The 25,604-nt window shown below is 72.4% G+C and carries 29 protein-coding genes; 10 read left to right on the forward strand and 19 right to left on the reverse strand.

Annotation, left to right across the window (positions count from 1 at the left end; genetic code table 11):
• Positions 1-34: 34 nt before the first annotated feature.
• Complete coding sequence (locus ACFYML_RS30475; protein ID WP_073836761.1) at positions 35-229, reverse strand: hypothetical protein; 195 nt, start codon at positions 227-229, stop codon at positions 35-37.
• Positions 230-286: 57 nt separating this feature from the next.
• A complete protein-coding gene (gene pafA / locus ACFYML_RS30480; protein ID WP_387423900.1) occupies positions 287-1,645 on the reverse strand; it encodes a Pup--protein ligase in 1,359 nt (452 codons plus the stop codon).
• Positions 1,646-1,763: 118 nt separating this feature from the next.
• Between pafA and rfbB the strand changes: the two genes are divergently transcribed.
• On the forward strand, positions 1,764-2,741 hold the full coding sequence (gene rfbB / locus ACFYML_RS30485; protein WP_387423901.1) for a dTDP-glucose 4,6-dehydratase: 978 nt from the start codon (positions 1,764-1,766) through the stop codon (positions 2,739-2,741).
• 143 nt (positions 2,742-2,884) lie between these two features.
• Here rfbB and prcA read toward each other — a convergent pair whose 3' ends face one another.
• From prcA to arc, 6 genes are all read right to left on the reverse strand, one after another.
• Positions 2,885-3,718 carry a proteasome subunit alpha gene (gene prcA / locus ACFYML_RS30490; RefSeq protein WP_387423902.1) on the reverse strand — a complete coding sequence of 278 codons (834 nt, stop codon included), beginning with the start codon at positions 3,716-3,718 and terminating at the stop codon, positions 2,885-2,887.
• 61 nt (positions 3,719-3,779) lie between these two features.
• On the reverse strand, positions 3,780-4,619 hold the full coding sequence (gene prcB, locus ACFYML_RS30495) for a proteasome subunit beta (protein ID WP_387423903.1): 840 nt from the start codon (positions 4,617-4,619) through the stop codon (positions 3,780-3,782).
• Positions 4,538-5,206: an endonuclease VII domain-containing protein gene (locus ACFYML_RS30500; protein WP_387423904.1), complete on the reverse strand. Its 669-nt coding sequence runs from the start codon at positions 5,204-5,206 to the stop codon at positions 4,538-4,540. Before ACFYML_RS30500 ends, prcB begins: the two co-directional genes overlap by 82 nt.
• 5 nt (positions 5,207-5,211) lie before the next feature.
• Positions 5,212-5,418: a ubiquitin-like protein Pup gene (locus ACFYML_RS30505; protein ID WP_046562769.1), complete on the reverse strand. Its 207-nt coding sequence runs from the start codon at positions 5,416-5,418 to the stop codon at positions 5,212-5,214.
• Between the two features lie 104 nt (positions 5,419-5,522).
• Positions 5,523-7,040: a depupylase/deamidase Dop gene (dop, locus tag ACFYML_RS30510; protein WP_387423905.1), complete on the reverse strand. Its 1,518-nt coding sequence runs from the start codon at positions 7,038-7,040 to the stop codon at positions 5,523-5,525.
• 258 nt (positions 7,041-7,298) lie between these two features.
• Positions 7,299-9,080 (reverse strand): proteasome ATPase, encoded by a 1,782-nt coding sequence (gene arc, locus ACFYML_RS30515; protein ID WP_073836755.1) that lies wholly within the window; start codon positions 9,078-9,080, stop codon positions 7,299-7,301.
• 178 nt (positions 9,081-9,258) lie between these two features.
• On the opposite strand from arc, the gene ACFYML_RS30520 reads away from it, so the two are divergent.
• Complete coding sequence (locus ACFYML_RS30520) at positions 9,259-9,552, forward strand: ferredoxin (protein WP_073836802.1); 294 nt, start codon at positions 9,259-9,261, stop codon at positions 9,550-9,552.
• Between the two features lie 55 nt (positions 9,553-9,607).
• On the opposite strand, the gene ACFYML_RS30525 is transcribed toward ACFYML_RS30520, so the two are convergent.
• The 4 genes from ACFYML_RS30525 to ACFYML_RS30540 form a co-directional block, all read right to left on the reverse strand.
• Positions 9,608-10,180 (reverse strand): hypothetical protein, encoded by a 573-nt coding sequence (locus ACFYML_RS30525; RefSeq protein ID WP_073836754.1) that lies wholly within the window; start codon positions 10,178-10,180, stop codon positions 9,608-9,610.
• Entirely contained in the window at positions 10,177-10,332 is a 156-nt protein-coding gene (locus ACFYML_RS30530) for a hypothetical protein (protein WP_387423906.1), read from the reverse strand. The genes ACFYML_RS30525 and ACFYML_RS30530 overlap by 4 nt, the downstream gene beginning before the upstream one ends.
• 81 nt (positions 10,333-10,413) lie before the next feature.
• On the reverse strand, positions 10,414-11,391 hold the full coding sequence (locus ACFYML_RS30535; protein WP_387423907.1) for a tRNA (adenine-N1)-methyltransferase: 978 nt from the start codon (positions 11,389-11,391) through the stop codon (positions 10,414-10,416).
• A complete protein-coding gene (locus tag ACFYML_RS30540; RefSeq protein ID WP_387423930.1) occupies positions 11,388-12,539 on the reverse strand; it encodes a M50 family metallopeptidase in 1,152 nt (383 codons plus the stop codon). Before ACFYML_RS30540 ends, ACFYML_RS30535 begins: the two co-directional genes overlap by 4 nt.
• A 72-nt stretch (positions 12,540-12,611) precedes the next feature.
• Here ACFYML_RS30540 and ACFYML_RS30545 point away from each other — a divergent pair, with 72 nt between their 5' ends.
• The 5 genes from ACFYML_RS30545 (at position 12,612) to ACFYML_RS30565 (ending at position 19,110) form a co-directional block, all read left to right on the forward strand.
• Positions 12,612-13,526: a RecB family exonuclease gene (locus tag ACFYML_RS30545; protein ID WP_387423908.1), complete on the forward strand. Its 915-nt coding sequence runs from the start codon at positions 12,612-12,614 to the stop codon at positions 13,524-13,526.
• Positions 13,527-13,602: 76 nt separating this feature from the next.
• The gene (locus tag ACFYML_RS30550; RefSeq protein ID WP_387423909.1) at positions 13,603-14,796 is read left to right on the forward strand and encodes a sensor histidine kinase; all 1,194 of its coding nucleotides are present in this window, start codon (positions 13,603-13,605) and stop codon (positions 14,794-14,796) included.
• 37 nt (positions 14,797-14,833) lie between these two features.
• On the forward strand, positions 14,834-15,520 hold the full coding sequence (locus ACFYML_RS30555; RefSeq protein WP_387423910.1) for a response regulator: 687 nt from the start codon (positions 14,834-14,836) through the stop codon (positions 15,518-15,520).
• A 270-nt stretch (positions 15,521-15,790) separates the two neighbouring features.
• Positions 15,791-16,558: an ABC transporter ATP-binding protein gene (locus ACFYML_RS30560; RefSeq protein ID WP_357442457.1), complete on the forward strand. Its 768-nt coding sequence runs from the start codon at positions 15,791-15,793 to the stop codon at positions 16,556-16,558.
• Entirely contained in the window at positions 16,558-19,110 is a 2,553-nt protein-coding gene (locus ACFYML_RS30565; protein WP_387423911.1) for an ABC transporter permease, read from the forward strand. The genes ACFYML_RS30560 and ACFYML_RS30565 overlap by 1 nt, the downstream gene beginning before the upstream one ends.
• Positions 19,111-19,160: 50 nt before the next feature.
• Here the strand turns inward: ACFYML_RS30565 and ACFYML_RS30570 are convergent, their stop codons facing one another.
• The 4 genes from ACFYML_RS30570 to ACFYML_RS30585 all read right to left on the reverse strand — a co-directional run bounded on the left by ACFYML_RS30570 (position 19,161) and on the right by ACFYML_RS30585 (position 21,326).
• The gene (locus tag ACFYML_RS30570) at positions 19,161-19,808 is read right to left on the reverse strand and encodes an HAD family hydrolase (protein WP_387423912.1); all 648 of its coding nucleotides are present in this window, start codon (positions 19,806-19,808) and stop codon (positions 19,161-19,163) included.
• A 162-nt stretch (positions 19,809-19,970) separates the two neighbouring features.
• On the reverse strand, positions 19,971-20,843 hold the full coding sequence (locus ACFYML_RS30575; RefSeq protein WP_387423913.1) for an alpha/beta fold hydrolase: 873 nt from the start codon (positions 20,841-20,843) through the stop codon (positions 19,971-19,973).
• A 67-nt stretch (positions 20,844-20,910) separates the two neighbouring features.
• Positions 20,911-21,147 carry a hypothetical protein gene (locus ACFYML_RS30580; RefSeq protein ID WP_387423932.1) on the reverse strand — a complete coding sequence of 79 codons (237 nt, stop codon included), beginning with the start codon at positions 21,145-21,147 and terminating at the stop codon, positions 20,911-20,913.
• Positions 21,114-21,326, reverse strand: a complete 213-nt coding sequence (locus ACFYML_RS30585) for a hypothetical protein (protein WP_387423915.1) — start codon at positions 21,324-21,326, stop codon at positions 21,114-21,116. The genes ACFYML_RS30580 and ACFYML_RS30585 overlap by 34 nt, the downstream gene beginning before the upstream one ends.
• A 182-nt stretch (positions 21,327-21,508) precedes the next feature.
• On the opposite strand from ACFYML_RS30585, the gene ACFYML_RS30590 reads away from it, so the two are divergent.
• Both ACFYML_RS30590 and ACFYML_RS30595 read left to right on the forward strand, forming a co-directional pair.
• Complete coding sequence (locus tag ACFYML_RS30590; RefSeq protein WP_387423916.1) at positions 21,509-21,910, forward strand: YciI family protein; 402 nt, start codon at positions 21,509-21,511, stop codon at positions 21,908-21,910.
• 3 nt (positions 21,911-21,913) lie between these two features.
• On the forward strand, positions 21,914-23,146 hold the full coding sequence (locus ACFYML_RS30595) for an RNA polymerase sigma factor (protein WP_387423917.1): 1,233 nt from the start codon (positions 21,914-21,916) through the stop codon (positions 23,144-23,146).
• 111 nt (positions 23,147-23,257) lie between these two features.
• Here the strand turns inward: ACFYML_RS30595 and ACFYML_RS30600 are convergent, their stop codons facing one another.
• Positions 23,258-23,434 (reverse strand): hypothetical protein, encoded by a 177-nt coding sequence (locus ACFYML_RS30600; protein WP_357442442.1) that lies wholly within the window; start codon positions 23,432-23,434, stop codon positions 23,258-23,260.
• 320 nt (positions 23,435-23,754) lie between these two features.
• Here ACFYML_RS30600 and ACFYML_RS30605 point away from each other — a divergent pair, with 320 nt between their 5' ends.
• Positions 23,755-24,414, forward strand: coding sequence for an HNH endonuclease family protein (locus ACFYML_RS30605; RefSeq protein ID WP_387423918.1), 660 nt, complete (start codon positions 23,755-23,757; stop codon positions 24,412-24,414).
• Between the two features lie 40 nt (positions 24,415-24,454).
• Here the strand turns inward: ACFYML_RS30605 and ACFYML_RS30610 are convergent, their stop codons facing one another.
• Positions 24,455-24,712, reverse strand: a complete 258-nt coding sequence (locus ACFYML_RS30610; protein ID WP_387423920.1) for a hypothetical protein — start codon at positions 24,710-24,712, stop codon at positions 24,455-24,457.
• 39 nt (positions 24,713-24,751) lie between these two features.
• The gene (locus ACFYML_RS30615) at positions 24,752-25,591 is read right to left on the reverse strand and encodes an alpha/beta fold hydrolase (protein WP_387423921.1); all 840 of its coding nucleotides are present in this window, start codon (positions 25,589-25,591) and stop codon (positions 24,752-24,754) included.
• Positions 25,592-25,604: the final 13 nt, after the last annotated feature.

Below are 25,604 nucleotides of genomic sequence, written 5' to 3' on the forward strand. Positions count from 1 at the left end.
GGCCGCCGCAGCCGGCGCGCGGCCGGACCCGGACTCAGCCGGCGAGGAAGATGAACGCCAACCAGCCGACCACGATCAGCGCCAGCGCCACCCCCAGCACCCAGGTCGGCACCTTGTACTCGCCACGGCGGTTCCGCTCGATCTCAGCGCGGATCTTCTCCCGGCGCCGGTCGATCCAGTTGAGCTTCTCGGTGCCACGGTCGCGGCCGGAGGGTTCGGAAGTGTTCATCGCGACGCCAGCGTACCCGTGAGCGGGCGGCCGGTGCCCACGGCACCGGCCGCCGCCTCACATGCTCGCGATCAGCCGCTCCACCCGCTCGTCGTACGCCCGGAACGGGTCCTTGCACAGCACCGTCCGCTGCGCCTGGTCGTTCAGCTTCAGGTGCACCCAGTCGACGGTGAAGTCCCGCCGCTTCTCCTGCGCGTGCCGGATGAACTCGCCCCGCAGCCGCGCCCGGGTGGTCTGCGGCGGCGTCTCCTTCGCCTCGAAGATCTCCGGGTCGGTGGCCACCCGGTCCACCTCGCCACGCCGCTCCAGCAGCCCGTACAGGCCCCGCCCGCGCCGCAGGTCGTGGTACGCCAGATCCATCTGCGCCACCCGCGGGTGCGACAGCGGCAGGTCGTGCTTGCGCTGGTACCGCTCGATCAGGCGCAGCTTCGTCACCCAGTCGATCTCCCGGGCCACCGGGTCCAGGTCCCCGGTCTCCACCGCCCGCAGCACCCGCGCCCAGAGATCCACCACCCGCTTCGCGGTCTGGTCCCCGCCCCGGCGCTCCACGAACTCCGTCGCCTTCGCCAGGTATTCCTGCTGGATCTCCAGCGCGGAGACCTCCTTGCCGGAGGCCAGCCGCACCTTGCGCCGGCCGGTGATGTCGTGGGACACCTCGCGGATCGCCCGGATCGGGTTCTCCAGCGTCAGGTCCCGCATCACCACCCCGGCCTCGATCATCCGCAGCACGATGTCCGCGGTGCCCACCTTCAGCAGCGTGGTCACCTCGTTCATGTTCGAGTCGCCGACGATCACGTGCAGGCGCCGGTACCGCTCCGCGTCCGCGTGCGGCTCGTCCCGGGTGTTGATGATCGGCCGGCTCCGGGTGGTCGCCGAGGAGACGCCCTCCCAGATGTGCTCGGCCCGCTGCGACAGGCAGTAGACCGCCCCGCGCGGCGTCTGCAGCACCTTCCCCGCGCCGCAGATCAACTGCCGGGTGACCAGGAACGGGATCAGCACGTCGGCGAGCCGGCCGAACTCGCCGTGCCGGGACACCAGATAGTTCTCGTGGCAGCCGTACGAGTTGCCGGCCGAGTCGGTGTTGTTCTTGAACAGGTAGATCTCACCCGCGATGCCCTCGTCGTGCAGCCGCTTCTCCGCGTCGACGAGCAGCCCCTCCAGGATCCGCTCCCCCGCCCGGTCGTGGGCCACCAGATCGGTCACCGAGTCGCATTCCGGCGTCGCGTACTCCGGGTGCGAGCCCACGTCCAGGTAGAGCCGGGCTCCGTTGCGCAGAAACACGTTGCTCGACCGGCCCCACGACACCACCCGCCGGAACAGGTACCGCGCGACCTCGTCGGGGGACAGCCGGCGCTGCCCGCGATAGGTGCAGGTGACGCCGTACTCGGTCTCGATGCCGAAGATTCGCCGCTCCATGATGTGACATTAGCCGCCCGGGGCCCCAATTGGGCAGCGCTCAACCCAGTGGTCTCATCCGCACCGGGCCGGGCATTCCCCGCGTCCGCGCATCCCACCGCCGGGTACGGTCCCAGCCGTGAGAATCCTCGTCACCGGCGGCGCCGGCTTCATCGGATCGGCGTACGTCCGGCGGCTGCTCACCGGCGCCGAGCCGCACCTGCCGGTGGACGCCCTCACCGTGCTCGACGCCTGGACCTACGCCGCCACCGACGCCGCCCTCGACCCGGTACGCGCCGACCCCCGGCTGCGGGTCGTCCGCGGCGACATCCGCGACGCCGCCCTCGTCGACGCCACCGTCCCCGGTCACGACGTCGTCGTGCACCTCGCCGCCGAATCCCACGTCGACCGCTCCATCACCGACGCCGCCCCGTTCGTCACCACCAACGTGGTCGGCACCCAGATCCTGCTCGACGCCGCCCTACGCCACGGGGTCGGCCGGTTCCTGCAGGTCTCCACCGACGAGGTGTACGGGTCCATCGACACCGGCTCCTGGACCGAGCACACGCCGCTGCGGCCCAGTTCCCCCTACTCGGCCAGCAAGGCCGGCGCCGACCTGCTCGCCCTCGCCTACCACCGCACTCACGGCCTCGACGTCGTCATCACCCGCGGCGCCAACACCTACGGCCCGTACCAGTACCCCGAGAAGATCGTGCCGCTGTTCGCCACCAACCTGCTCGACGGGCACGACGTGCCGCTGTACGGCGACGGCGGCAACGTCCGCGACTGGCTGCACGTCGACGACCACTGCCACGGCATCGCGCTGGCCCAGCTCCACGGCCGGGCCGGCGGCGTCTACCACCTCGGCAGCGGCACCGAACTGACCAATCGGGAACTCACCGGCCGCCTCCTCGCCGCCTGCGGCGCCGGCTGGGACCGCGTCCGGCCGGTCGCCGACCGCCGGGGCCACGACCGCCGCTACTCGCTGGACTGCACCACCACCCGCCGCGAACTCGGCTGGATGCCCACCATCGACCTGGACGGCGGGCTCGCCGAGACGGTCGACTGGTACCGGACCAACCGCGCCTGGTGGCAGCCGCTCAAGCCGCACCGCTGACCCACCGGGCCGCGACGGCCAGGCCCGGCACGTCCACCGGGATCCGCCGCCGCCTCGCCGCGCGACGTCTGCCGGCCCGGCCCGCCACGGGCGGCGTCACGCAGGCGAGCCGCGCCGCACAGGGCGCGCGCCGGGCCCGGCCGTCAGTCCCCCGACTGCTCGCCCTGCTGGCCCTCCAGGTCCGCCGAACCAGCCGACGTGGTCGGCTTCTTCGCCTCCTCGGTGGGCGAAGTCGGGGTCTGCGCCCGCCCCGGCGCCGGCGCGGTGTCCGCGCTCGCGTCCCCCTCCAGCAGCGCGGTCAACGCCGCCCCGGTCACCCGCCGGAACGTCCGCCCCACCCGGCGGCGGTCCAGCACCGCCACCTCCATCTGGTTCGCGGCGATGGCACGGGCCGCCCCGCCCTCCCCGCCGACGCTGCCGAGCGCCTTCACCGCGGCCTGGATCGCCTCGGACAGCGACATCTCCGGCCGGTGCTCGTTCTTCAGCACCCCGGTGATCGCCTCGGCCTGGCCACCCATCGCCATCCGGCCCGGCTCGTCGTTGACCGAACCGTCGTACGTCACCCGGTAGAGCGAATCGTCGTCCGGGGTGGCACCCACCTCCGCCACGCAGACCTCCACCTCGAACGGCTTCGACTGCTCGGTGAAGATGGCACCCAACGTCTGCGCGTACGCGTTGGCCAGCGCCAGGCCGGTGACGTCCCGCCGGTCGTAGCTCAGGCCGTTCAGATCGGCCATCCGCACCCCGGCCCGGCGCAGGTTCTCGAACTCGTTGTAGCGGCCCACCGCCGCGAAACCGATCCGGTCGTAGATCTCGCTGACCTTGTGCAGGGTGCTGGACAGGTTCTCCGCGACGAAGAGCACCCCGCCCTCGTAGCTCAGGACCACCGCGCTCCGGCCCCGGGCGATGCCCTTGCGGGCCAACTCGGAGCGGTCGCGCATGATCTGCTCGGGCGAGGCGTAGAACTGCATGGCCACGGCGGCGGTTCTCCTTCGGGCGCTGTGCTGCGGACTGCTGACGGGTGAGGTGGGAGCGGGGTCAGCCGCCCGGGTTCTCCATCCGGCCGGCCACGACGCTCTCCGCGATCGCCGCCGTCTCGGCCTCGGTGAGCCGGTGCGTGCCCCCCGCCGTCGCGGTCATCACCACCGGGTAGATCCGGCGGGTCAGGTCCGGGCCACCGGTCGCGGTGTCGTCGTCGGCCGCGTCGTAGAGCGCCTCGACGGCGAGCCGCACCGCGTCGTCGACCGACAGGCCCGCCCGGAACCGCTTCTTCAACGCCGACTTGGCGAACAGCGAGCCGGATCCGATCGCGTCGTAGCCGGTCTCCTCGTACGGGCCGCCGGTCACGTCGAAGCTGAAGATCCGGCCGGCCCGGGCCGGGTCGCTGGCCGCCAGGTCGAACCCGGCGAACAGCGGGATCACCGCGAGGCCCTGCATCGCCGCGCCCAGGTTGCCCCGGATCATCGCGGCCAGCCGGTTGGCCTTGCCGTCGAGCGAGAGCATGGCGCCCTCGATCTTCTCGTAGTGCTCGAGTTCCACCTGGAACAGTCGCATCAGCTCGATGCCGATGCCCGCAGTGCCCGCGATGCCGACCAGCGAGTACGCGTCGGCCGGGTGCACCTTCTCGATGTCCCGCTGGGCGATCAGGTTGCCCATCGTGGCGCGCCGGTCGCCGGCCATCACCACGCCACCGGCGGCCGAGATGGCCACGATGGTCGTCGCGTGCGGCGCCATGTCGGCGGCCATGCCGGGCGGCAGCGGCCGCCGGCCGGGCAGCATTTCGGGGGCCACCTTGCTCAGGAACGCTGTGAAGGAGGACGTCCCCGCGTTGGTGAACACATCTGGTAGACGCCCGGATGGATCAAAACCCGCTGCCACGTGGTTCCTCTCAGGTACGTGATCGCCCTGGCCAGCCGCACGGGACTGTCACGGAACTGACCAAGACCACCATTACAGTTGAAGCAGAGTATCCCGCGCACCCATCCGGTGCGATGATCGTGGTCCACATGTTCCGGATCGGGTGCAGCGCAGACCGCGCAGACGCCGCCCTGCTCAGCGAGGAGCTCCTGAAACTCCTTCTCCCCGATCCCGTACCGCCGCCGCAGGTGGTACTCGCGCGTGCCGCCGTAGAGCCGCTGCGCGGTCTCCTTGCCCCGGGCGTTGTGGCAGGGCTTGCAGTAGCTGTGCCGTCCGCTGGCCTTTTTGGTACGCGGAAAGTCCTCAAGCGGCTTGACCTGATCGCAGTCCGGGCACCACTTCAAACCAGCAGGAACTGGCGTCGAGGCCTTCTTCTGCGGCCCGATTCCTCGTTTGCGGCGGCTCGCCTCAGAGCGGGCCGCCGCGCAGGTCTTGCAGTAGTAGGCGAGCCCGTCCGCCCGCCGCCGGTTGCGATGGAACTCCGTGACGGGCAATAGCCGCTCACACTGCGGGCACTTCTTGTCCGATTCGCAGGGCAAATCGGACATTCTTATCATTCACCCCCTTTCTGGACATATCCCCTCACGAACTCTTCTGCGTTCTCCTCCAGGACGGAGTCGATCTCGTCGAGCAGGTCGTCGACGTCCTCGGTGATCTCGGCGTGCCGCTCGGCAACCTCGGGGTTGGCCTGCGCGGTAACCTCCTCGACCTCCTCGTGCGACTTGCCGGACTGGGTCTGGCCGCCTTCTTGGGTCGCCATCGTTGCCTCCTCCACGATCCCTGCGATCAACTTACCTCGCGCAGACGACGAAAAGCCCGTCGCGCGCCGGGTTCCAGCGCGGGACGGGCTTTCCGGCATCCGGCTCAGCCGCCGGTCAGCGTCTCCAGCAGGTCCTTGGCGCTCTCGCACCGGTCGAACAGCTGCCCGACGTGCTTGCGGGTGCCCCGCTCGGGTTCCATCATCGGCACCCGGACCAGCGACTCCCGGCCCACGTCGAAGATGACCGAGTCCCAGCTCGCGGCGACCACCTCGGAGGCGTACTGGGCCAGGCAGCGGCCGCGGAAGTAGGCCCGGGTGTCCTCCGGCGGTTCGGTCATCGCGGTGCGGCTCTGCTCGTCGCTGAGCAGCGTCCGCATCGCGCCGCGGGACACCAGCCGGTGGTAGAGCCCCTTCTCCGGCCGGACGTCGGAGTACTGGAGGTCGACCAGTTGGAGCTTGTGCGCCCCCCAACCGAGCTTCTCCCGCTCCCGGTAGCCCTCCAGCAGCCGCAGCTTGGCCACCCAGTCCAGCTCGTCGGCGCAGAGGAAGGCGTCACGGCCGAGCCGGTCGAGCACGCTCTCCCAGCGGTCGAGCACGTCGGCGGTCTGCTCGTCGACGTCGGTGCCGTACCGGTCGTCCACGAAGGACCGGACCCGCTCCAGGTACGCCCACTGGACGTCCAGGGCGGTCAGCCTGCGGCCGTCGCGCATCCGCATGAGGTGCTTGAGCGACGGGTCGTGGCTGACCGCCCGCAGCTCACTGACCGGGTCGGCGATGCCGAGGTCGGGGCCGAGCGCCTTCTCCTCGATCATGGTGAGGATCAGCGCCGTGGTGCCGACCTTGAGGTACGTGGAGATCTCCGAGAGGTTGGCGTCGCCGATGATGACGTGGAGCCGGCGGTACTTGTCGGCGTCCGCGTGCGGCTCGTCGCGAGTGTTGATGATCGGCCGCTTGAGGGTGGTCTCCAGCCCCACCTCGACCTCGAAGAAGTCTGCCCGCTGGGAGATCTGGAAGCCGCTCTGACCGCCGTCCTGGCCGATGCCGACCCGGCCGGCGCCGCAGACCACCTGACGGGTGACGAAGAACGGCGTCAGGTACGCCACGATGTCGGCGAACGGTGTCTGCCGCCGCATCAGGTAGTTCTCGTGGGCGCCGTAGCTGGCGCCCTTGTTGTCGGTGTTGTTCTTGTAGAGGTGGATCGGGTGGGTGCCCGGGATGGTGGCGGCCCGCCGGGCCGCCTCGGCCATCACCCGCTCCCCCGCCTTGTCCCAGCGGACCAGGTCCAGCGGGTTGGTCACCTCGGGGGTGGAGTACTCCGGGTGGGCGTGGTCGACGTACAGCCGGGCCCCGTTGGTGAGTATGACGTTCGCCAGCCCCAGGTCCTCGTCGGCGAGCGCCTCCGCCGGGTCGTACGCGGCGCCGGAGTAGGTGAAGCCGCGGGCGTCGCGCAGCGGCGACTCCTCCTCGTAGTCCCAGCGGGCCCGGCCACCCCGGTTGAGTTCCGGGCGCGCCCCGTAGGCGTTGACCACCTGCGAGGAGGTGACCATCGGGTTGGCCCCGGCCTGGCCGGGCACGGAGATGCCGTACTCGACCTCGGTGCCCATGATCCGTCTTACGCTCATCGACCTGCCCGCTCCGCTCGCCGTCCCGGTCCCCCCGTCACGTCGAGCGTAGTCGTCGTCACGCGGGATGGGGGCGTGGCGGCCCGGGGGCGTACGGTGTGGCGGCTCGCGCCACCGCCTCCCTCGGTCGGCGCCGGCGTGCGGCATCACGGCGCTGAGCATGATGGCTCGCTCGCTGCGCTCGCTCACGGCGGGGCCGGACGCCAACGCGCGGAGGCCCGCGGCGCGGGCGCCACGGGCCTCCGGTCGTGCGTCGGACTACAGGTACTGGCCGGTGTTGCTGGCGGTCTCTATCGACCTGCCGGCCTCGGCGCCCTTGCCGCCGGAGACGAGCGTGCGGATGTAGACGATCCGCTCGCCCTTCTTGCCGGAGATGCGCGCCCAGTCGTCCGGGTTGGTGGTGTTGGGCAGGTCCTCGTTCTCGCGGAACTCGTCGACGCAGGCGTCGAGCAGGTGCTGCAGCCGCAGCCCCTTGCGCCCGGAGGTGAGGAACTCCTTGATGGCCATCTTCTTGCCCCGGTCGACGATGTTCTGGATCATCGCGCCGGAGTTGAAGTCCTTGAAGTAGAGGACTTCCTTGTCGCCGTTGGCGTAGGTGACCTCGAGGAACCGGTTCTCCTCGGTCTCCGAGTACATCCGCAGCACCACCGCGTCGATCATCGCGGCGACGGTGGCCTGCGGGTCGCCACCGTGCTCGGCCAGGTCGTCCGCGTGCAGCGGCAGACCCGCCAGGATGTACTTGGAGAAGATGTCCTTGGCCGCCTCGGCGTCCGGCCGCTCGATCTTGATCTTCACATCGAGCCGGCCGGGACGCAGGATCGCCGGGTCGATCATGTCTTCCCGGTTGGAGGCGCCGATGACGATGACGTTCTCCAGGCCCTCCACGCCGTCGATCTCGCTGAGCAGCTGCGGGACGATGGTGTTCTCCACGTCGGAGGAGACGCCGGAACCGCGGGTGCGGAACACGGAGTCCATCTCGTCGAAGAACACGATCACCGGGGTGCCCTCGCCGGCCTTCTCCCGCGCCCGCTGGAAGATCAACCGGATGTGCCGCTCGGTCTCGCCGACGTACTTGTTGAGCAGTTCGGGACCCTTGATGTTGAGGAAGAAGCTGGTGTGCTTCTCCTCGCCGCGCCGCTCGGCGATCTTCTTGGCCAGCGAGTTGGCCACCGCCTTGGCGATCAGGGTCTTGCCGCAGCCGGGCGGGCCGTAGAGCAGGATGCCCTTCGGCGGCCGGAGCTGGTGCTCGCGGAACAGGTCGGAGTGCAGGAACGGCAGTTCCACCGCGTCGCGGATCTGCTCGATCTGCGCCTGGAGGCCACCGATGTCCTCGTAGCCGACGTCGGGCACCTCCTCCAGGACGAGTTCCTCGACCTCGCTCTTCGGGATCCGCTCATAGGCGTACGCCGAGCGGGGCTCGATCATGAGCGAGTCGCCGGCCCTTATCGAGGTGCCGATCAGGGTCTCCGCGAGGTGCACGATCCGCTCCTCGTCGGAGTGGGAGACCACCAGCGCCCGGTCACCGGGAGCGCCGTCGGGCCCGGCGAGCACCTCCTTGAGCATCACCACCTCGCCGACCCGCTCGTAGCCGAACGCGTCCACGATGTTGAGCGCGTCGTTGAGCAGGACCTCCTGGCCGCGGCGCAACTCGTCGACGTCCAGCGAGGGCGAGACGGCAACCCGAAGCTTGCGCCCGCCGGTGAAGACGTCCACCGTGCCGTCGTCGTGCTTGGCCAGGAAGACGCCGTAGCCACTCGGGGGCTGTGCGAGGCGGTCGATCTCCTCCTTGAGCGTCACGATCTGCGCGCGAGCCTCCTTGAGGGTGCTCACGAGCCGCTCGTTGTTCTCGGTCAGCCGCGCCAACTGGGCCTGGGTGGCCGCCAGCCGCTCCTCGAGCTGCCGGACGTGTCGGGGGCTTTCAGTCAACTTGCGCCGCACCAGGGCGAGTTCCTCTTGCAGGAACGCGACCTGCGTGGAGAGATCGTGGGCCTCCTTCTCCCACCGTGCGGCGCGCGAGTCCGCGTCGTCGCTGCGTGCCACGTCCCACCTCCCCGGGGGGCTCGAACGTTCTGAGCTAACACTAGCCGCTGTGAGCCCGATTCGGTCCTCCGCAACGCGCCCGTCACCGAAGCTTGATCGCCAAGGGCTGGTCGCCGGGCGGGTACGGCCGTTCGGGTACCGTCGGGGCGTGGGACGGGAGAACATGGGGGGTGCACCGGTGGCAGAGGTCGCGACGGACCAGCTTCAGGTCTGGGTGGACCAGGATCTCTGCACGGGCGACGGGCTGTGCGTGCAGTACGCCCCCGAGGTCTTCGAGTTCGACCTGGACGGCCTGGCGTACGTCAAGGGCTCCGACGGCGAGCTGCGGCTGGCCCCGGGGGCCCGGGTGGACGTGCCGGAGCACCTGCGCCTCGAAGTGATCGACTCGGCGAAGGAATGCCCGGGCGAGTGCATCCACGTGGTACGCGCCGGCGACGGTGTCGAGATGGCCGGGCCGGACGCCGAGGACTGACCCCGGTTCGGGGCGGTGCGGGCCGGGGACGGACGTCCCCGGCCCGCCGCCGTCTCTACAGCAGGGGGCGGCCGACGACCGAGGCGACCATCCGGGCGAACTCCTCCAGCCGGGCGATCTGCCCGGCGCCGCCGTCGTCGAGGGTCTTGCCGAACCGTAGCGCGTCGTGCCGGGGCGCGCCGGTGATCTCGTCGCCGGGCGGCGCCTCGTCCAGCGAGCTGAGCAGCAGGTAGACGTCGATGCTGTCGACCCGGATCGCGCCGTTGTCGGTGCGGGTGAGCCGCCGCCGGCAGCCCACCTCGGTGATCGTGGAGACCGGCACCACCCGCAGCGAGGAGGTCATCGACCCGGGCGGCCCCTCGCCGGGCGGCACGTCCTCGCCGTGCCAGAGGACCAGGCGGCTGCCGTCACAGACGACCACCTCCTGCCACACCCCGTTGACCTCGTTGACGAAGCGTTCCAGGGTGAAGCCGAGCACGGAGGCGCCGCGCAGCACCCCGCCGAGGGCCTCCAGGGCGATGTCGGGATCGCGCAGGTACGCCCGCGTGGCCGACTCCAGATCGGCGTAGGGCGACCAGTCGGGAAAGACGGCGGGCAGGTCGCCGTTGCCGTAGCCGGGGCTGCTCATGCCGCCGCCTCCCGCCGGCTGGCGACGAGAGGGTCGGCCGCGCCGAGCCCGACGATCCGCTCGCTGCGCTCACTCGTCCCGCTGCCGCGCCGCCGCCGGTCCCGCCCGCCCGGACGGGCCCGGCGTCCGCCGCACGCCGTTCGCTCGCTCATGCCACCGTCTCCGCCCGTTCGGTGTCGTCCCCGCCGGGACACATGATCCGCTCGCTCATGCCCGTCCGTGCCGCCGGGGGGTCACGCCTCGCCCGGCTCCTGCTCCGGCCCGGCCGCCGCCTGGCGGGCCGCCTCCGCGTCGCGCAGGGCCTGCCGGCGCTGGACGTACGCCTCGGTGCCCTTGCTGGGCTTGCGGCGCCGCGGCGGGGCGGTGACCCCGGGGGCGAGCTTGCGCGCGGAGACCAGGAACGCGGTGTGCGCGATCATCCGGTGGTCGGGACGCACGGCCAGCCCTTCGGCGTGCCAGTCCCGGACCAGGGATTCCCAGGCGCGCGGCTCGGTCCAGCCGCCACGCTCGCGCAGCGCCTCGACCAGCTCGGACAGCTGCGGGGTGGTGGCCACGTACCCGATGAGGACGCCGCCGGGGACGAGCGCCCGCTCGACCATGTCGAGCATCTCCCACGGGGTGAGCATGTCCAGGATGATCCGGTCGAAGCCGGTCTCCGGGCACTCGGCGACGTCGCCGACGTGCAGCCGCCAGGCCGGGTGCGGGCCGTTGAAGAACGCCTCGACGTTCCGCTCGGCGATCTTGGCGAAATCCTCCCGCAGCTCGAACGAGTGCAGCTCGCCCTCGGTACCGACCGCGCGCAGCAGCGAGCAGGACAGCGCGCCGGAGCCGGCGCCGGCCTCGAGGACCTTCGCACCGGGGAAGATGTCGCCCATCATGACGATCTGCGCCGCGTCCTTCGGATAGATCACCTGGGCGCCGCGCGGCATGGACAGCACGTAGTCCGACAGCAGCGGCCGTAGGGCCAGGAACGCGGTGCCGCCGCCCGCGGTGGTGACCACACTGCCGTCGGGCAGGCCGATCAGCGTGTCGTGCTTGAGGATCCCCCGGTGGGTGTGGAACTCCTTGCCGGGCTCCAGCGTCACGGTGTGCATCCGGCCCTTCGGGTCGGTCAGCTGCACCCGGTCACCGGGCCGGAATGGCCCCCGGTGCACGGGAGGCAGCGCTGCGGCGGCGGGGTCGGCCGGGACGGCGGAGGAATGTGCGGTCACGTGTTCGTCTTCCGTTTGGGTTCCAGGAGCTGAGCCAGATCCGCGATGTGCAGAACGCCGACGACATCTTCGCCTGCCGTCACCACGTACTGTGCGCCCGGGTGGGTGCGCACGATCTCCATCACGCGTTCGCCGTCCGCGCCCACCGGCAGGGCGGGCAGGGAGTCCAGGTCGCGGGAGACCGCGTCCACCGCCAGCCAGGGCTGCCGATCCGGCGGTACGGCGGCGACCCGGGCCGGGTCGACCAGGGCGACCGGCCGGCCGGCGGAGTCGACGACGGTGAGTGCCGCGTCGGGAACCGGTCCCTCGGCGCGGCGGCGCTGCGCCTCCGCCAGGGGGGTGCCGCTGGGCACGGGCAGCACCGGGCGGGCCAGCCGGGACAGGTCGACCAGCGGCAGGCGCCGGCTGATCCGGGCCATCCGGATGGACTGCCCGGCGCCGCGCCACAGGGTGACGGCGACCAGCAGCATCAGCGGCAGGGCCAGCGGCGCGATCGCCCGGCGCAGGGTGAGCAGCACGACCACGGCCAGGGTGGCGACGGCCACGGCCCGGCCGACCCAGCCGGCCACCTCGGTGCCGCGGTGCCGGTCCCGAGTGAGCGCCCAGACGGCGGCGCGCAGCGCCCGCCCGCCGTCCAGCGGCAGCCCGGGCAGGCTGTTGAACACCGCGACGATCACGTTGCTCACCGCCAACTGGAAGGCGAGCTGGTGGGCGACGGTGCCGGCGGGCAGCGCGAGGGTGGCCGCCACGGCGGCCGCGCCGAGCACCGCGGACACGGCCGGGCCGGCGAGGGAGACCAGCAGGTCGACCCGGGGGCTGGGGGCGTCCCGGTCCATCTCGGTGTACCCACCGAGCAGTTCCAGGGTGATCCCGCGCACACCGATGCCGTACCGGCGGGCGGTCAGGGCGTGCCCGAGCTCGTGCAGCAGCACCGAACCGAGCAGGGAGACCACGAAGCCCACGCCGACCAGCCAGCCGCCGAGCTGACCCACCTCGAGCTGCCGGCGGGCCAGGCTGGCGTACAGGACGGTGACGACCAGGGTGAGCAGGAGCATCGAGGCGTCCACGCGCAGCGGCACCCCGAACACCCGACCGATGGTCAGCCCGGGCCGGCGCGGTGGTCGGGACCTGTGCTCCACCGGGTCGATGCTACGCGGCGCCGATCATGCCCCGGTGCGGCGACGTCGGCCCTGTCACACCGGTGCCCTAACCTTCCGGGCATGACGGCGGAACCGGTGATCGACAGACACGACTCCCCGACCACGGCGGGGACGCCATCCACGGTCCGGGCATCGCTGTCGCCGTCGCGGGCGGCGGATTTCAAGACCTGCCCGCTGCTCTACCGGTTCCGCAGCATCGACCGGCTGCCCGAGCGCCCCACCGTCGAGCAGGCCCGGGGCACGCTGGTGCACGCGGTGCTGGAGCGGCTGTTCGACCTGCCGGCGGCGGCGCGTACCCCGCAGTCGGCCGGCGACCTGGTCGCCCCGCAGTGGGACCGGCTGGTCACCGAGCAGCCGGAGCTGGCGACGCTGTTCGCCGCGGACGACCCGGCCGGGGCGGCGGAGTTCCTCCGCTCGGCCGCGGCGCTGCTGCAGGGCTACTTCGCGGTGGAGGACCCGCGCCGGCTGGAGCCGGCCGAGCGGGAGGCGTTGATCTCCGCGGTGGTCGACGAGGAGCTGCTGATCCGCGGCTACCTGGACCGGCTCGACGTGGCCCCCGACGGCGCGCTGCGGGTGGTCGACTACAAGACCGGCGGGGCACCGCGGGAGGCGTTCGAGGCGCGGGCGCTGTTCCAGCTCAAGTTCTACGCCCTGGTGCTGTGGCGGACCCGCGGCGTGGTGCCGCGCGTGCTGCGGCTGCTCTACCTCAAGGACGCCGAGGTGTGCGACTACACCCCGGACGCGGAGGAGCTGCTCCGGTTCGAGCGCACGGTGGTGGCGCTCTGGCAGGCGATCGAGCAGGCCACCGCGCGGCAGGATTTCCGCCCCCGGCCGAGCCGGCTCTGCGACTGGTGCAGCCACCAGGCGCTCTGCCCCAGCTTCGGCGGGACCCCGCCACCGTTCCCGGCCGCCGGCGCGGGTGACCCGCTGACCGACGCCCGGTCCCGGCCGGTCGCCCCCGGAGCGGACGAGTGACCCTCCTTCTCGCGGAGGAGGCCGGGTTCGGCATCGGCGACGAGGGGACGCGCCGGGCGGCGGCTAGCGTCGTGGCATGACCAACCGGGTGCGGGCCTGGGCCCGCCGTCGACCGCTGGCCGTCGACGCCGGCACGGCGGTCGCCCTGGTGCTGCTCTCCACGGTGTTGCTGCTGCTGGCGCCGCCCGAGCTGCGGCCCGCGCAGCTGTGGACGGCGCTGGGCTGGAGCGCGGTGGGCGCGGTCCCGGTGGCGCTGCGCCGGGTCGCGCCGTGGCCGGCGGTGGCCGCGGCGGTGGCCACCCTGGCTGTGCCGGTGCTGCTGCGGCAGGCGCCGGCCACCCAGAGCCTGACCTTCGTCGTGCTCACCTACACGATGGCCGCGCACCAGCGGCCGCGCCCGGCCACCCTGGCCGCGCTGCTGCTGTGGGTGCCGGTGGTGCTGGCCAACCTCACCGCGCCGCTGAAGGGCGTGCTCGAGATGGGCCCGGCCTACCTGGTCCTCAACAACCTGCTCACCGCGTCGGTGGCGTACGCGGTGGGCCGGGCGGTGCAGGCGCGCCGGCAGTCCACCCGGATGCTGCGCGAGCGGGCCCGGATCGCCGAGGCGAACCAGCGGTCCCTCGCCGAGCAGGCCGTCGCCGACGAGCGGCGCCGGATCGCCCGGGAGCTGCACGACGTGGTCGCCCACCAGGTCAGCGTGATGGGGGTGCTGGCCACCGGGGCGCGCCGGGTGCTGCGCCGGGACCCGGACGCCGCGGACGAGGCGATGGCCACGGTCGAGGAGACCGGTCGGGCCACCCTGCGCGAGCTGCGCCGGCTGCTGGACGTGCTGCGCACCGACGCCGAACCGACCGCCGAACTGACCCCGCAGCCGGGCCTGACCGGCATCGAGGCCCTCGTCGAGCAGGTCCGGGAGGCGGGCCTGCCGGTGACGCTGCGGATCGACGGCACGCCGGGGCCGATGGAGGAGGGCGTGGCGCTGACCGTCTACCGGATCGTGCAGGAGGCCCTGACCAACGCGCTCAAGCATGCCGGCCGGGCCACCGCGCTGGTCCAGCTCACCGTCGCCGACGGCGTCCTGGCGGTGGAGGTCACCGACACCGGCCGGGGCCCGGCGCCGGCGGCCGACCGGATCGGGCACGGGCTGGTCGGCATGCGGGAACGGGTCGCCCTCTACGGTGGGATCCTGCGGACCGGTCCGCGACCGGGCGGCGGCTTCCGGGTGTACGCGCGGATCCCGCTCGAGTCCGTCGGGGCGGTACCGGCATGACCGTTCCCGGCCCGGCCGGCACGACGAGGGATGACGGATGACCGACAGCACGGCGCAGCCACGACCGGTGCGGATCCTGCTCGCCGACGACCAGCCGCTGTTGCGTACCGGCTTCCGGATGGTGCTCGGCACCGAGGACGACCTGGACATCGTGGCCGAGGCCGGCGACGGGCTGGAGGCGGTGGAGCTGTCCCGCCGGCTGCTGCCCGACGTGGTGCTGATGGACATCCGGATGCCGCGGATGGACGGGGTGGCGGCGACCCGGGCGATCGTGGACGCCCGGCTGCCGGTGCGCGTGCTCATCCTCACCACCTTCGACCTGGACGAGTACGTGGTCGGCGCGTTGCGGGCCGGGGCGAGCGGCTTCCTGGCCAAGGACGTACCGGCGGAGGATCTGGTCACCGCGATCCGGACGGTGGCCGCCGGCGAGGCGGTGGTGGCCCCCCGGATCCTGCGGCGGCTGCTGGACCGCTTCGCCGACGCGCTGCCCGACCCGGCGGCGGCCCCGCCGAAGGCCCTCAACTCGCTGACCGAGCGCGAGCGGGAGGTGCTGGTGCAGGTGGCCCGCGGGCTGTCCAACGCGGAGATCGCCCGGGCCCTGTCGGTCAGCGAAACCACCATCAAGACCCACGTCGGGCACGTGCTGACCAAACTGGGGCTGCGGGACCGGGTGCAGGCGGTGGTGCTGGCGTACGAGACGGGGCTGGTGCGCCCCGGCGGCTGAGCGTTCCGACCGGGTGGCGACCGTCACCTACCGTGACCATCGTCCGGCCGGCAGGGTTGACCGTGACGTGGCGTCAGGTCCTATCGTCGGCGCCGCCGCCGGATCAGGGGTGACCCTGAGCCGGTCTCGGGGGCGACCCTCAGCGGGATTTCCGGCACCGGCTCCCCCCGGAGTCGGACGGATCCGCCACCGGCGGCACCGAGGATGGAACTGCCGCACTGACCAGCGGGGGCGGTGCGGATCGGCAGGCAGACGGAAGAGGTAGATGACGTGACCGCGATGGTAGGCCGGCAGGCGCAGGCCGCGGCCCGGGCCAGCGACGTGTGGAAGGTGTACGGCAGCGGCGAGGCGCAGGTCATCGCGCTGCGGGGGGTGAGCGCCGAGTTCGAGCGGGGCAGGTTCACCGCGATCATGGGCCCGTCCGGCTCCGGCAAGTCGACGCTGATGCACTGCCTGGCCGGCCTGGACTCGGTGACCCGGGGCACGGTCGCGATCGGCGACACGACGGTGACCGGCCTCAACGACGCCGGGCTGACGAAGCTGCGCCGCGACAAGGTGGGCTTCATCTTCCAGCAGTTCAACCTGCTGCCCACCCTCACCGCGCAGGAGAACATCCTGCTGCCGTTGTCGATCGCCGGCCGCAAGCCGGACCCGGCCTGGTACCAGACGGTGATCGACACGGTCGGCCTGCGGGACCGGCTCGGGCACCGGCCGGCGCAGCTCTCCGGCGGCCAGCAGCAGCGGGTGGCGTGCGCCCGGGCGCTGGTCGCCCGCCCCGAGGTGATCTTCGCCGACGAGCCGACCGGCAACCTGGACTCCCGTTCCGGCGCCGAGGTGCTGAACTTCCTGCGCAACTCGGTCCGCGAGCACGGCCAGACCATCGTGATGGTTACCCACGACCCGACCGCCGCCGCGTACGCCGACCGGGTGGTGTTCCTCGCCGACGGGCAGATCGTCTCGGAGCTGATCGAGCCGACCGCCGACACCGTGCTGGACACGATGAAGAAGCTCGACACCCCGGCCGAGGTGAACGGCTGATGATCCGGGCCACACTGAAGAGCCTGCTGGCCCGGAAGCTGCGGCTGTTCCTCTCCGGCCTGGCGGTCGTGCTGGGGGTGATGTTCGTCTCCGGCGCGTTCGTGCTGACCGACACCCTCGGCCGCACCTTCGACGCGATCTTCGCCGACGCGTACGAGGGGGTGGACGTCAACGTCGCGGCCAAGCCGAAGATCGCGGTGTCGGAGATGGAGGGCGAGCAGACGGCGGCGCCGGTGCCGGCGGCGACGGTGGACAAGGTCCGCGCGGTGCCCGGGGTGGCCACGGCCACCGGCGTGGTCGCCGCCGACGGGGCCCGCCTGATCGGCAGCAACGGCAAGGCGGTCGCGTCGTTCGGCCCGCCGCAGCTGGGCGAGAACTGGACCGGCGAGTCCGAGCAGCTGCGACTGCGCGAGGGGCACGAGCCGCGCGCCGCCGACGAGATCGTCATCAACCAGGGGCTGGCGACCGCAGGCAAGGTGAAGCTCGGCGACCGGGTCGGGGTGCTCACTCCCCTGGAGCCGAAGCAGGACTTCACCATCGTCGGGATCTTCGGTTACAGCGGCGGCCGCGACTCGATCGGCGGCAGCAACGAGATCATGTTCACCACCCCGACGGCGCAGCGGCTGATGCTGGGCGAGCCGGACACCTTCAACAGCGTGACGGTAAAGGCCGCCGGCGGGGTCACCGACGAGTCGCTGCGCGACGCGGTAGCCACCGCCGTGGGTGACGGATACGTGGTCAAGACCGGCGAGCAGCTGTCCACCGAGGCCGCGCAGGGCTTCAAGGAGGCGCTGTCGTTCTTCAACCGGATCCTGCTCGGCTTCGCGGCGGTGGCGCTGCTGGTCGGCACGTTCCTGATCCTCAACACCTTCTCGATCATCGTCGCGCAGCGGACCCGGGAGCTGGCCCTGATGCGGGCCGTCGGGGCGAGCCGCCGGCAGATCATCGGCTCAGTGGTGCTGGAGGCCATCGCCGTGGGCCTGATCGCCTCGGTGTTCGGCCTGGCCGCCGGCATCGGCATCGGCGCGCTGCTGGCGTGGGCGTTCGGCAACCTGGCCGGCGGGCTCACCCTGGCCGGGATCGGCGTACCGGCGGCGGCGGTGATCGGCGCGTTCGCCGTCGGCCTGGTGATAACGGTGGTGGCGGCGCTGCTGCCGGCGCTGCGCGCGTCCCGCATCCCGCCGATCGCGGCGATGCAGGACGTGGCCACCCCCGACCGGCCGCTGACCCGGATCACGGTGGCCGGCGGGCTGGTCACCGCGGTCGGCGCCGCGCTGCTCTTCCTCGGGCTCAGCGGCAACGCCGGCGGCAACACCCTGGCCACCATCCTGGGCGGCGTGCTCTTCGCCTTCATCGGCGTGGCGCTGCTGACCCCGTTGATCAGCCGGCCGGTGGTCTCCCTGCTGGGCTCGATCTTCGCCTGGTCGGTGCCGGGGAAGCTGGGGCGGCTCAACTCCGGGCGCAACCCCCGCCGTACGGCGATCACGGCCGCCGCGCTGATGGTCGGCATCGCCCTGGTCACCGGGGTCACGGTGATCCTCGACTCGGCGAAGGGCAGCATCAGCGCCCTGGCGAAGGACACCATCAAGGCCGAGCTGGTGATCGCCGGGTCGCAGAGCGGCCCACGGCCGCCGAGCTTCGACCCGGCGGTGCTGGACAAGGCCGCCGCGCTGCCCGGTGTGCAGCTGGTCGACGGCGAGTACGGCGACATGGCCATGGTCAACGGCCAACGGACCTGGGTGGCCGCGTCCAGCAACGTGGCCGCGCTGGAGCGCATCTTCGGGGCGAAGGCCACCGCCGGTGACATCAGCCGGCTGGGCCCGGACCAGATGCTGTTCAGCTCCGACACCGCCAAGTCCCGCGGCGTCTCGGTCGGCTCGACCGTGAACGTGCAGCTGTCCCGCGGCGAGGCCCGCAGCTACACGGTCAGCGGCATCTACCAGAGCTCACAGTTCACCAACCCGGTGGTGCTGCCGCCGCAGGCGGCCCGCGACTTCGCCATCCCGCAGCCGATCCAGGGCTTCCTGCAACTCGCCCCGGGCACCCGGGTGGCCGACGTCCAGCCGCAGGTGGAACGGCTACTCGCGGACTCCCCCGAGGTGTCGGTGGCCGACCGGGACGCATTCATCAAGCAGCAGACCGGCTCGCTCGACGGGCTGCTCCAGATGATCCAGATCCTGCTGGCGCTGGCCATCGTGATCGCGGTGCTCGGCATCGTGAACACCCTGGCGCTGTCCGTGCTGGAACGCACCCGGGAGCTGGGACTGCTGCGGGCAATCGGGCTACGCCGAGCGCAGACCATGCGCATGATCACCGTCGAGGCCGTGGTGATCTCGGTGTTCGGCGCGCTGCTGGGCGTCGTCGTCGGCAGCGGCCTCGGCGCCGCCGTGGTCCGGGCGCTGAAGGACGAGGGGATCAACGACCTGATCCTGCCCTGGGGTCAGATCGGGGTCATGCTCGGCCTGGCCGCGATCATCGGGGTGATCGCCGCGGTCCTGCCGGCGATCCGGGCCGCCCGGATCAACGTGCTCGGCGCCATCGCCCACGAGTGAGCCCACCGGAGGGCCCCCTGCCCGGCAGGGGGCCCTCCGCCGGGTCCGGATCAGATCGGCGGTTCGCCGAGCAGCGCCGCGAGCAGCTCCAGGTCCGCCCCGGTCAGGCTCTCCAACTGGTGTACGCCGTCGGTCGGCGGCAGCGGCACCTCCGCCGGCACGGCCAGCACCGCCGCCCCGGCGGCCAGCGCGCTGGCCACCCCGGTCGCGGAGTCCTCGATCGCCACGCACCGCGCGATCGGCACGCCGAGCAGCCGCGCGGCGGTCAGGTACGGCTCCGGGTGCGGCTTGACCGAGTCCACCTCGTCACCACAGACCACCGCGTCGAAGCTGTCCCGGCCGAGGGTGTCCATGGCCACCTCGACCAGCGGCCGGACGCTGGAGGTGACCAGGGCGGTGGGGATCCCCGCCGCGCGGACCGCGCGCAGCAGCACCAGCGCGCCCGGCCGCCACTGCAGCCCGCCGCGGAACAGCTCCAGGATCCGCGCGTTGATCCACTCGGCGCTGGCCAGCGGATCCCGCTCCGGCTGACCGAGATCGTCGTGCAGGATCCGCATCGACGCGGCCATGCTGGTGCCGATCATGCTCTTGCGGGCGGTGTCGGAGAGGATCCCCCCGTACACCGCCGCGAGTTCCTGCAACGCGACGTCCCACAGCTTCTCGCTGTCGACCAGGGTGCCGTCCATGTCGAAGAGCACGGCGGCGGGGTGCTTGCTGCTCAGCGGGGGCCTCCTCGGCTCGGACGGCGGGCTGGCCTCGATCCTGCCAACCGGACGTCCGGAGCAGCGATCCGGGCCGGCCGGGGGTGATCCGGATGACGCGGCCGGAGCCACCGGCCGGTCGCGGTCAGCGCGAACGCGCTACGGGTGCACGCGGCCGAGAAAGTCACGCATCAGCGACACCACCTCGGCGAGGCGCGTCTCCAGCAGCCAGTGCCCGCCGTCGAGCAGGTGCAGTTCCGCGTCCGGCAGGTCCCGCAGGTAGGCACGCGCGGCGCCCTCCGGCATGTACCCGTCGTACGGCCCCCAGACGACGAGGGTGGGTGGCCGGTGCTCCCGCAGATACGCCTGCTGGCGCGGGAACCACTGCACCGTGGTGCGCTGGTCGGCGAGCAGGCGCACGAGGTTCGCCGGCCCGGGCGGCTGGCCCACCTGAGCCCAGGACAGCGTCCACAGGTCGGGACTGATCCGTTCGGCGATCTCCTCGGGCACCTCGCCGACGAACTCGTCGCGGAAGCCCTGCTCCGAGACGTGCGCGGCCACTGCGGCCAGGGCGTACGGGCTGGGATCGGCCCACATCTTCTTCAGCGGCGCGTACTTCGGCCCGTGCTGGTCCTCGTAGATGTCGCCGTTCTGGATCACCAGCGCGGCCACCCGTTCCGGCGCGCTGATGGCCAGCCGCAGCCCGAACTGCGAGCCGAAATCGTGCAGGTAGATCGCGTAGCGCCGCAGGCCGAGCGCCTCGGTGAAGCGGCGCAGGAAGCTGGCGTACGCGTCGAAGGTGTAGGGGAAATGGTCGGCATCCGCCCGGGTGTATCCGAAGCCCGGCAGGTCGGGGGCGAGCAGACGCCACCGGTCGCCGAGCGCCGGCATGAGGTTGCGGAACTGGAAGGACGACGACGGGTAGCCGTGCGGGAGCAGCACCACGGGACCGTCCGCCGGCCCGGCTTCCCGGTAGAAGGTACGGATGCCGTTGACGTCGACCGTGCGGTGCGCGACGGGGACGGCGCTCATACCGCCTGCGTACCCCCGTCGGACCCGGACAAACCCGGCACAGTCCGGGTGCCCTCGCCGAACCCGTTCAGCCGAGACCGCAGGCGTCGAGGGAGTTCTCGTAGCCGCGGAAGAACGAGTCGGTGCGCTGTTCGGCGGTGCCGTGCGAGCCCTCGGCGAACCACGGCTGATCCGGATCGTCACCGACCGCCAGCAGCCCCTCCCTCCCCCGCCGGCGATCGTTCAGCCCGGCGTCGACACCAGCGACGCCTGCTGCGGGTCGAACGACGTTCAGCCGGTGAAGCCGTGGCCGCCCCGGTTCCACGCGTCGCTCTGCGCGTGCTCCCGCTCGGCCGCCCGCCGATGACTCTCCGTCCGCGCCGCCCGCACCACCGCCGGGTCGTCGTCGGCGCTGCGGCGACGGCGGTCCCGCCAGCCGACGTACGCGAACAACGTCGCCACCAGTGCCGCCACCGCCGCCAGGGTCATCAACACCGCCGTCATGACCGTCACGGTAGGACGGCCGCGCCCGTCGACGCCGCCCGGTGCGGGGCCGGACCAGTCGGCGGCTCTGTTGATCCGGCCGGCCGGGTCGGCCCGCCCCTAGGCTGGTGTCCGGGGCGGCGCCCCGGCTCCGACGTCCCGGGTGACCGGCGCCCGCAGGGCGCCTCCCGAGAGGAGAGACCGTGAAGTACCTGATCATGCTCTACGGCAGCCAGCAGGACTACGACACCTTGGCCGGGCGGCCGGGCGACCGGCCGCCGATGAGCCCCGAACAGATCGCGGCGATGCACGCCCACATGGTGAGCATCCACAAGGAGCTGGCCGAGTCCGGGGAACTGGTCGACGCGCAGGGGCTGACCGCCCCGGTACACGCCCGCCGGGTCCGGCTGCGCGGCGGTGCGCCCGTGGTCACCGACGGCCCGTACGCGGAGACGCAGGAGGTGCTCGCCGGCTACACCCTGGTCGAGTGCGCCAGCTTCGACCGCGCCACCGAGATCGCCGCCCGGTTCGTCAACCCCGACGGCGAGGGCGAGTACGTCGACGTACGCCCGATCGTGGACGGCTTCGAGGAACTTCAGGGCTGACCGGTGGCCGACGCCAGCGTCGAGGACCTGCTGCGCGCCCTGGCGCCGCAGGTCCTCGGCGCGCTCGTACGCCGATACGGGCACTTCGACACCGCCGAGGACGCCGCCCAGGAGGCGCTGCTCGCCGCCGCCACCCGCTGGCCCGGCTCCGGCCTGCCCGACGACCCGAAGGCGTGGCTGATCACGGTCGCGTCCCGCCGGCTGACCGACCTGCTCCGCGCCGAACAGGCCCGGCGCCGCCGCGAGGACAGCGTCGCCCGCCAGGTCCCGGCCGACCGGCGGCTGGCACCACCCGCCGACCGGCCGCCGGACGACGCCGACGACTCGCTGATCCTGCTCTTCCTGTGCTGCCACCCGTCGCTGCCGCCGGCCGGGCAGATCGCGCTCACCCTGCGGGCGGTCGGCGGGCTCAGCACCGCCGAGGTGGCCCGGGCGTTCCTGGTGCCGGAGGCCACCATGACCCGGCGGATCACCCGGGCCAAGCAGCGCATCCGGGACAGCGGGCTGTCGTTCGCCCTGCCCGCCGGGCAGGAACGGGCCGCCCGGCTCGACGCCGTGCTGCACGTGCTCTACCTGATCTTCAACGAGGGATACGCGAGCACCGCCGGCGAGCACCTGCACCGCACCGATCTGCGCGCCGAGGCGATCCGGCTGGCCCGGCTGCTGCACCGCCTCACCGACGATCCGGAGGCGACCGGGCTGCTGGCGTTGATGTTGCTCACCGATGCGCGTACCCCGGCGCGCACCGGACCGGACGGCACGCTGGTGCCGATGGCCGAGCAGGACCGGCGCCGCTGGCGCGGTGAGCAGATCGCCGAGGGGATCCGCCTGGTCGGCGCGGCGCTGCCCCGGGGCGCGGTCGGGGCGTACCAACTCCAGGCGGCGATCGCCGCCCTGCACGACGAGGCGCCCAGCGTCGCGGCCACCGACTGGCCGCAGATCGTCGCCCTGTACGAGATGCTGCTGGCCCTGCACGACAACCCGGTGGTCCGGCTCAACCACGCGGTCGCGGTGGCCATGGCCCGCGGGCCCCGGGCCGGGCTGGCGCTGCTCGACGCGCTCGACGCCGATCGCCGGGTCGCCGAGGACCCCCGCCGGTACGCCGCCCGCGCGCACCTGCTCGAACTGGCCGGGGAGACGGACGCGGCGCGGCAGGCGTATCTGGCGGCGGCCCGCCGCTCGATGAACCTGGCCCAGCAGCGCTACCTGCATTCCCGCGCCGCCCGGCTGGGCTGACCGAAGGTCGCCGTACCCTTCCGGGAGCCTGTCCGACCCGACCGGCCGGCGGCGGATCACGCGCCGCCAGATCGGCGGCGGTCATCCGCCGACCTGCGGTGCGGCCCGGTCTCAGTCGAGGCCGCGCATGATGTGTGGCTCTCCGTCGTCGTCGCCGAAACAGCGGTGCAGCACCTGGGCCTGGGCCCACAGATCGAGGCTGCTCGGCGGTTCCTCGGGAGAGTCGGCTGGCACGCCGACGATCGTGGGCGTGGCCGGCCGAACCTTGACTGGCGTTTCGTCGGCCATCGTCGTCCCCTTCCCTCGTCACCTTATCCTCGCCAGGGCCTCCCGGCGCCCGCATCTTTCGGCCTGTTCAATTGTCCGACCGGTCCAGGTCCGCATACCCTCGGCCGGCTGTTCGACACCGGGACACGGCGGCCGACCCGGCCAGCCTCCGCGCGGGCGGTGGAGGGCGGTTGGAGCCGCGGTCGACCCGGCGGCTTCCACGATGGGCGCGGCGGGGAGGGTACGCCCGTCGCTCATCCGCCGTTCACGGAAATTGATCTAGACCGTTACTTCCATGCGGGTCTATATAGATGCAGTCACTTCCATCCGGACGGAGCATCATGAACCGCACCCTGCGCGCGACGGCCATCAGCCTCGTCGCGACCGTGGCCGCCACCCTCGGCCTCACCCAGCCCGCCTGGGCGGCCAGCTACTCGGCCCCCCTCACCACCGCGGTGGCCAGCCTCCCGGTCGCCACCGAGGTCCGCACCGGCTACAACCGCGACCTGTTCCCCCACTGGATCGACGCCGACGGCAACGGCTGCAACACCCGCAACGAGGTCCTCATCGCCGAGGCCACCACCAAGCCCACCAAGGGCTCAGGCTGCTCCCTGTCCGGCGGCCGCTGGTACTCCTACTACGACAACGCATACTGGACCCTCACCAGCGACCTCGACATCGACCACATGGTCCCCCTCGCCGAGGCCTGGGACTCCGGCGCCCGCAACTGGACCACCAGCCGCCGCCAGGCGTACGCCAACGACCTCGGCGACTCCCGCGCCCTGGCCGCCGTCACCGACAACGTCAACCAGTCCAAGGGCGACCAGGACCCGGCGACCTGGATGCCGCCGTACGCCTCCGCCCGCTGCCGGTACATCAACGAGTGGGTCGCCGTGAAGATCCGCTGGCGGCTGACCGTCGACAGCACGGAGAAGAGCGCCCTGACCAGCTGGGCGAACAGCTGCCCCAACAGCACCATCTCCGTCACCTACGCGTACTGACCACGTCGCTTGCGGGCCGGCCCACCCACGGGCCGGCCCGTCACGCGGTCCAACCGAGCCACGCGCCACCGGCCGAGACCACCGCCAGCCAGACCAGCACCGCCGCCAACGGCACCAACGGCACGAACACCGGCCGCCGGCGCAGCAGCCGGATCGCCACCGCCAGGAGCACCGCCCAGACCACCAGCAGCCCGGCGAGCGCCCAACCCGGCACCACCAGGCCACTCGCCGCGTACCAGAACCCGACGGCCAGGTGTACGGCCAGCCCGAACCAACCGACCACCCGTGTCATCCGCACCCACCCATGGTGCGGCCCCGGCGCGTGGCCACGGGTCCGTCATCCGGCCAGGAACGCCTCCACCGACGCCGCGAAGGCCGCCGGATCGTCGACCCAGGGAAAGTGGCCGCTGTCCGGCTGGACCACCAGCTCGTGGCTGCCGAAGAGCATGGCGAGCTGCCGCACCGCGGCCGCGGTCGGCCAGATGTCGTGCTCGCCGGCCAGGAGCAGGGCCGGAGCGGTGAACTCCGCCAGCCGCGCGGGCAGCGCCGGGTCGGGTGCGAACCCCGCGTAGAACCCGTCCGTGGCGGCCGGGGCGAACTGGGCGGGTTCGGCCGCGGCCTGCGCCTGGGCCGCGGGACTCCACCTGCCGTACAACAGCGGGGCCGCCTCCCACCGGTACCGCTGCTGCTCCTCCGGCGTCGTCGGCTCGGCGTGCAACGCCGCCACCGCGGTGGCGTGCCACGGCTCGTGCGCCCGCCCGGCGAGCACCCGGTCGACGTCGAGGTCCGACGGCAGGCCGACCACCCGCAACGACGGAGCGACCAGCACCAGATGATTGAGCCGCCCGGGATGCCGGGCGGCATAGAGCAGGCAGATCCCGCCGCTCGCGGAATGCCCGAACAGGTCCATCCGCTCGAGGCCCAGGTGCTGGCGCAGCGCTTCCACGTCATCGACGAGGCGGTCGACCCGATAGGTGGCGGGATCGGCGGGAACACCCGACGCGCCGGTGCCCCGGTTGTCCAGCAGGATCAGGGTACGGCTGCGGGTGAGCCCGCCCAGCTCGCCCAGGTATTCCACCGCCTGCCCGGGGCCACCCGGAATGCACACCAACGGCGGCCCGGAGCCGACGACTCGGTACGCCAGTTCCGTGCCGTCCCAAGACGTGAAGCTCTCCATAGCAACGATGCTG

The sequence above is a fragment of the Micromonospora sp. NPDC007230 genome (genome assembly GCF_042869115.1).
GTDB lineage: Bacteria > Actinomycetota > Actinomycetes > Mycobacteriales > Micromonosporaceae > Micromonospora.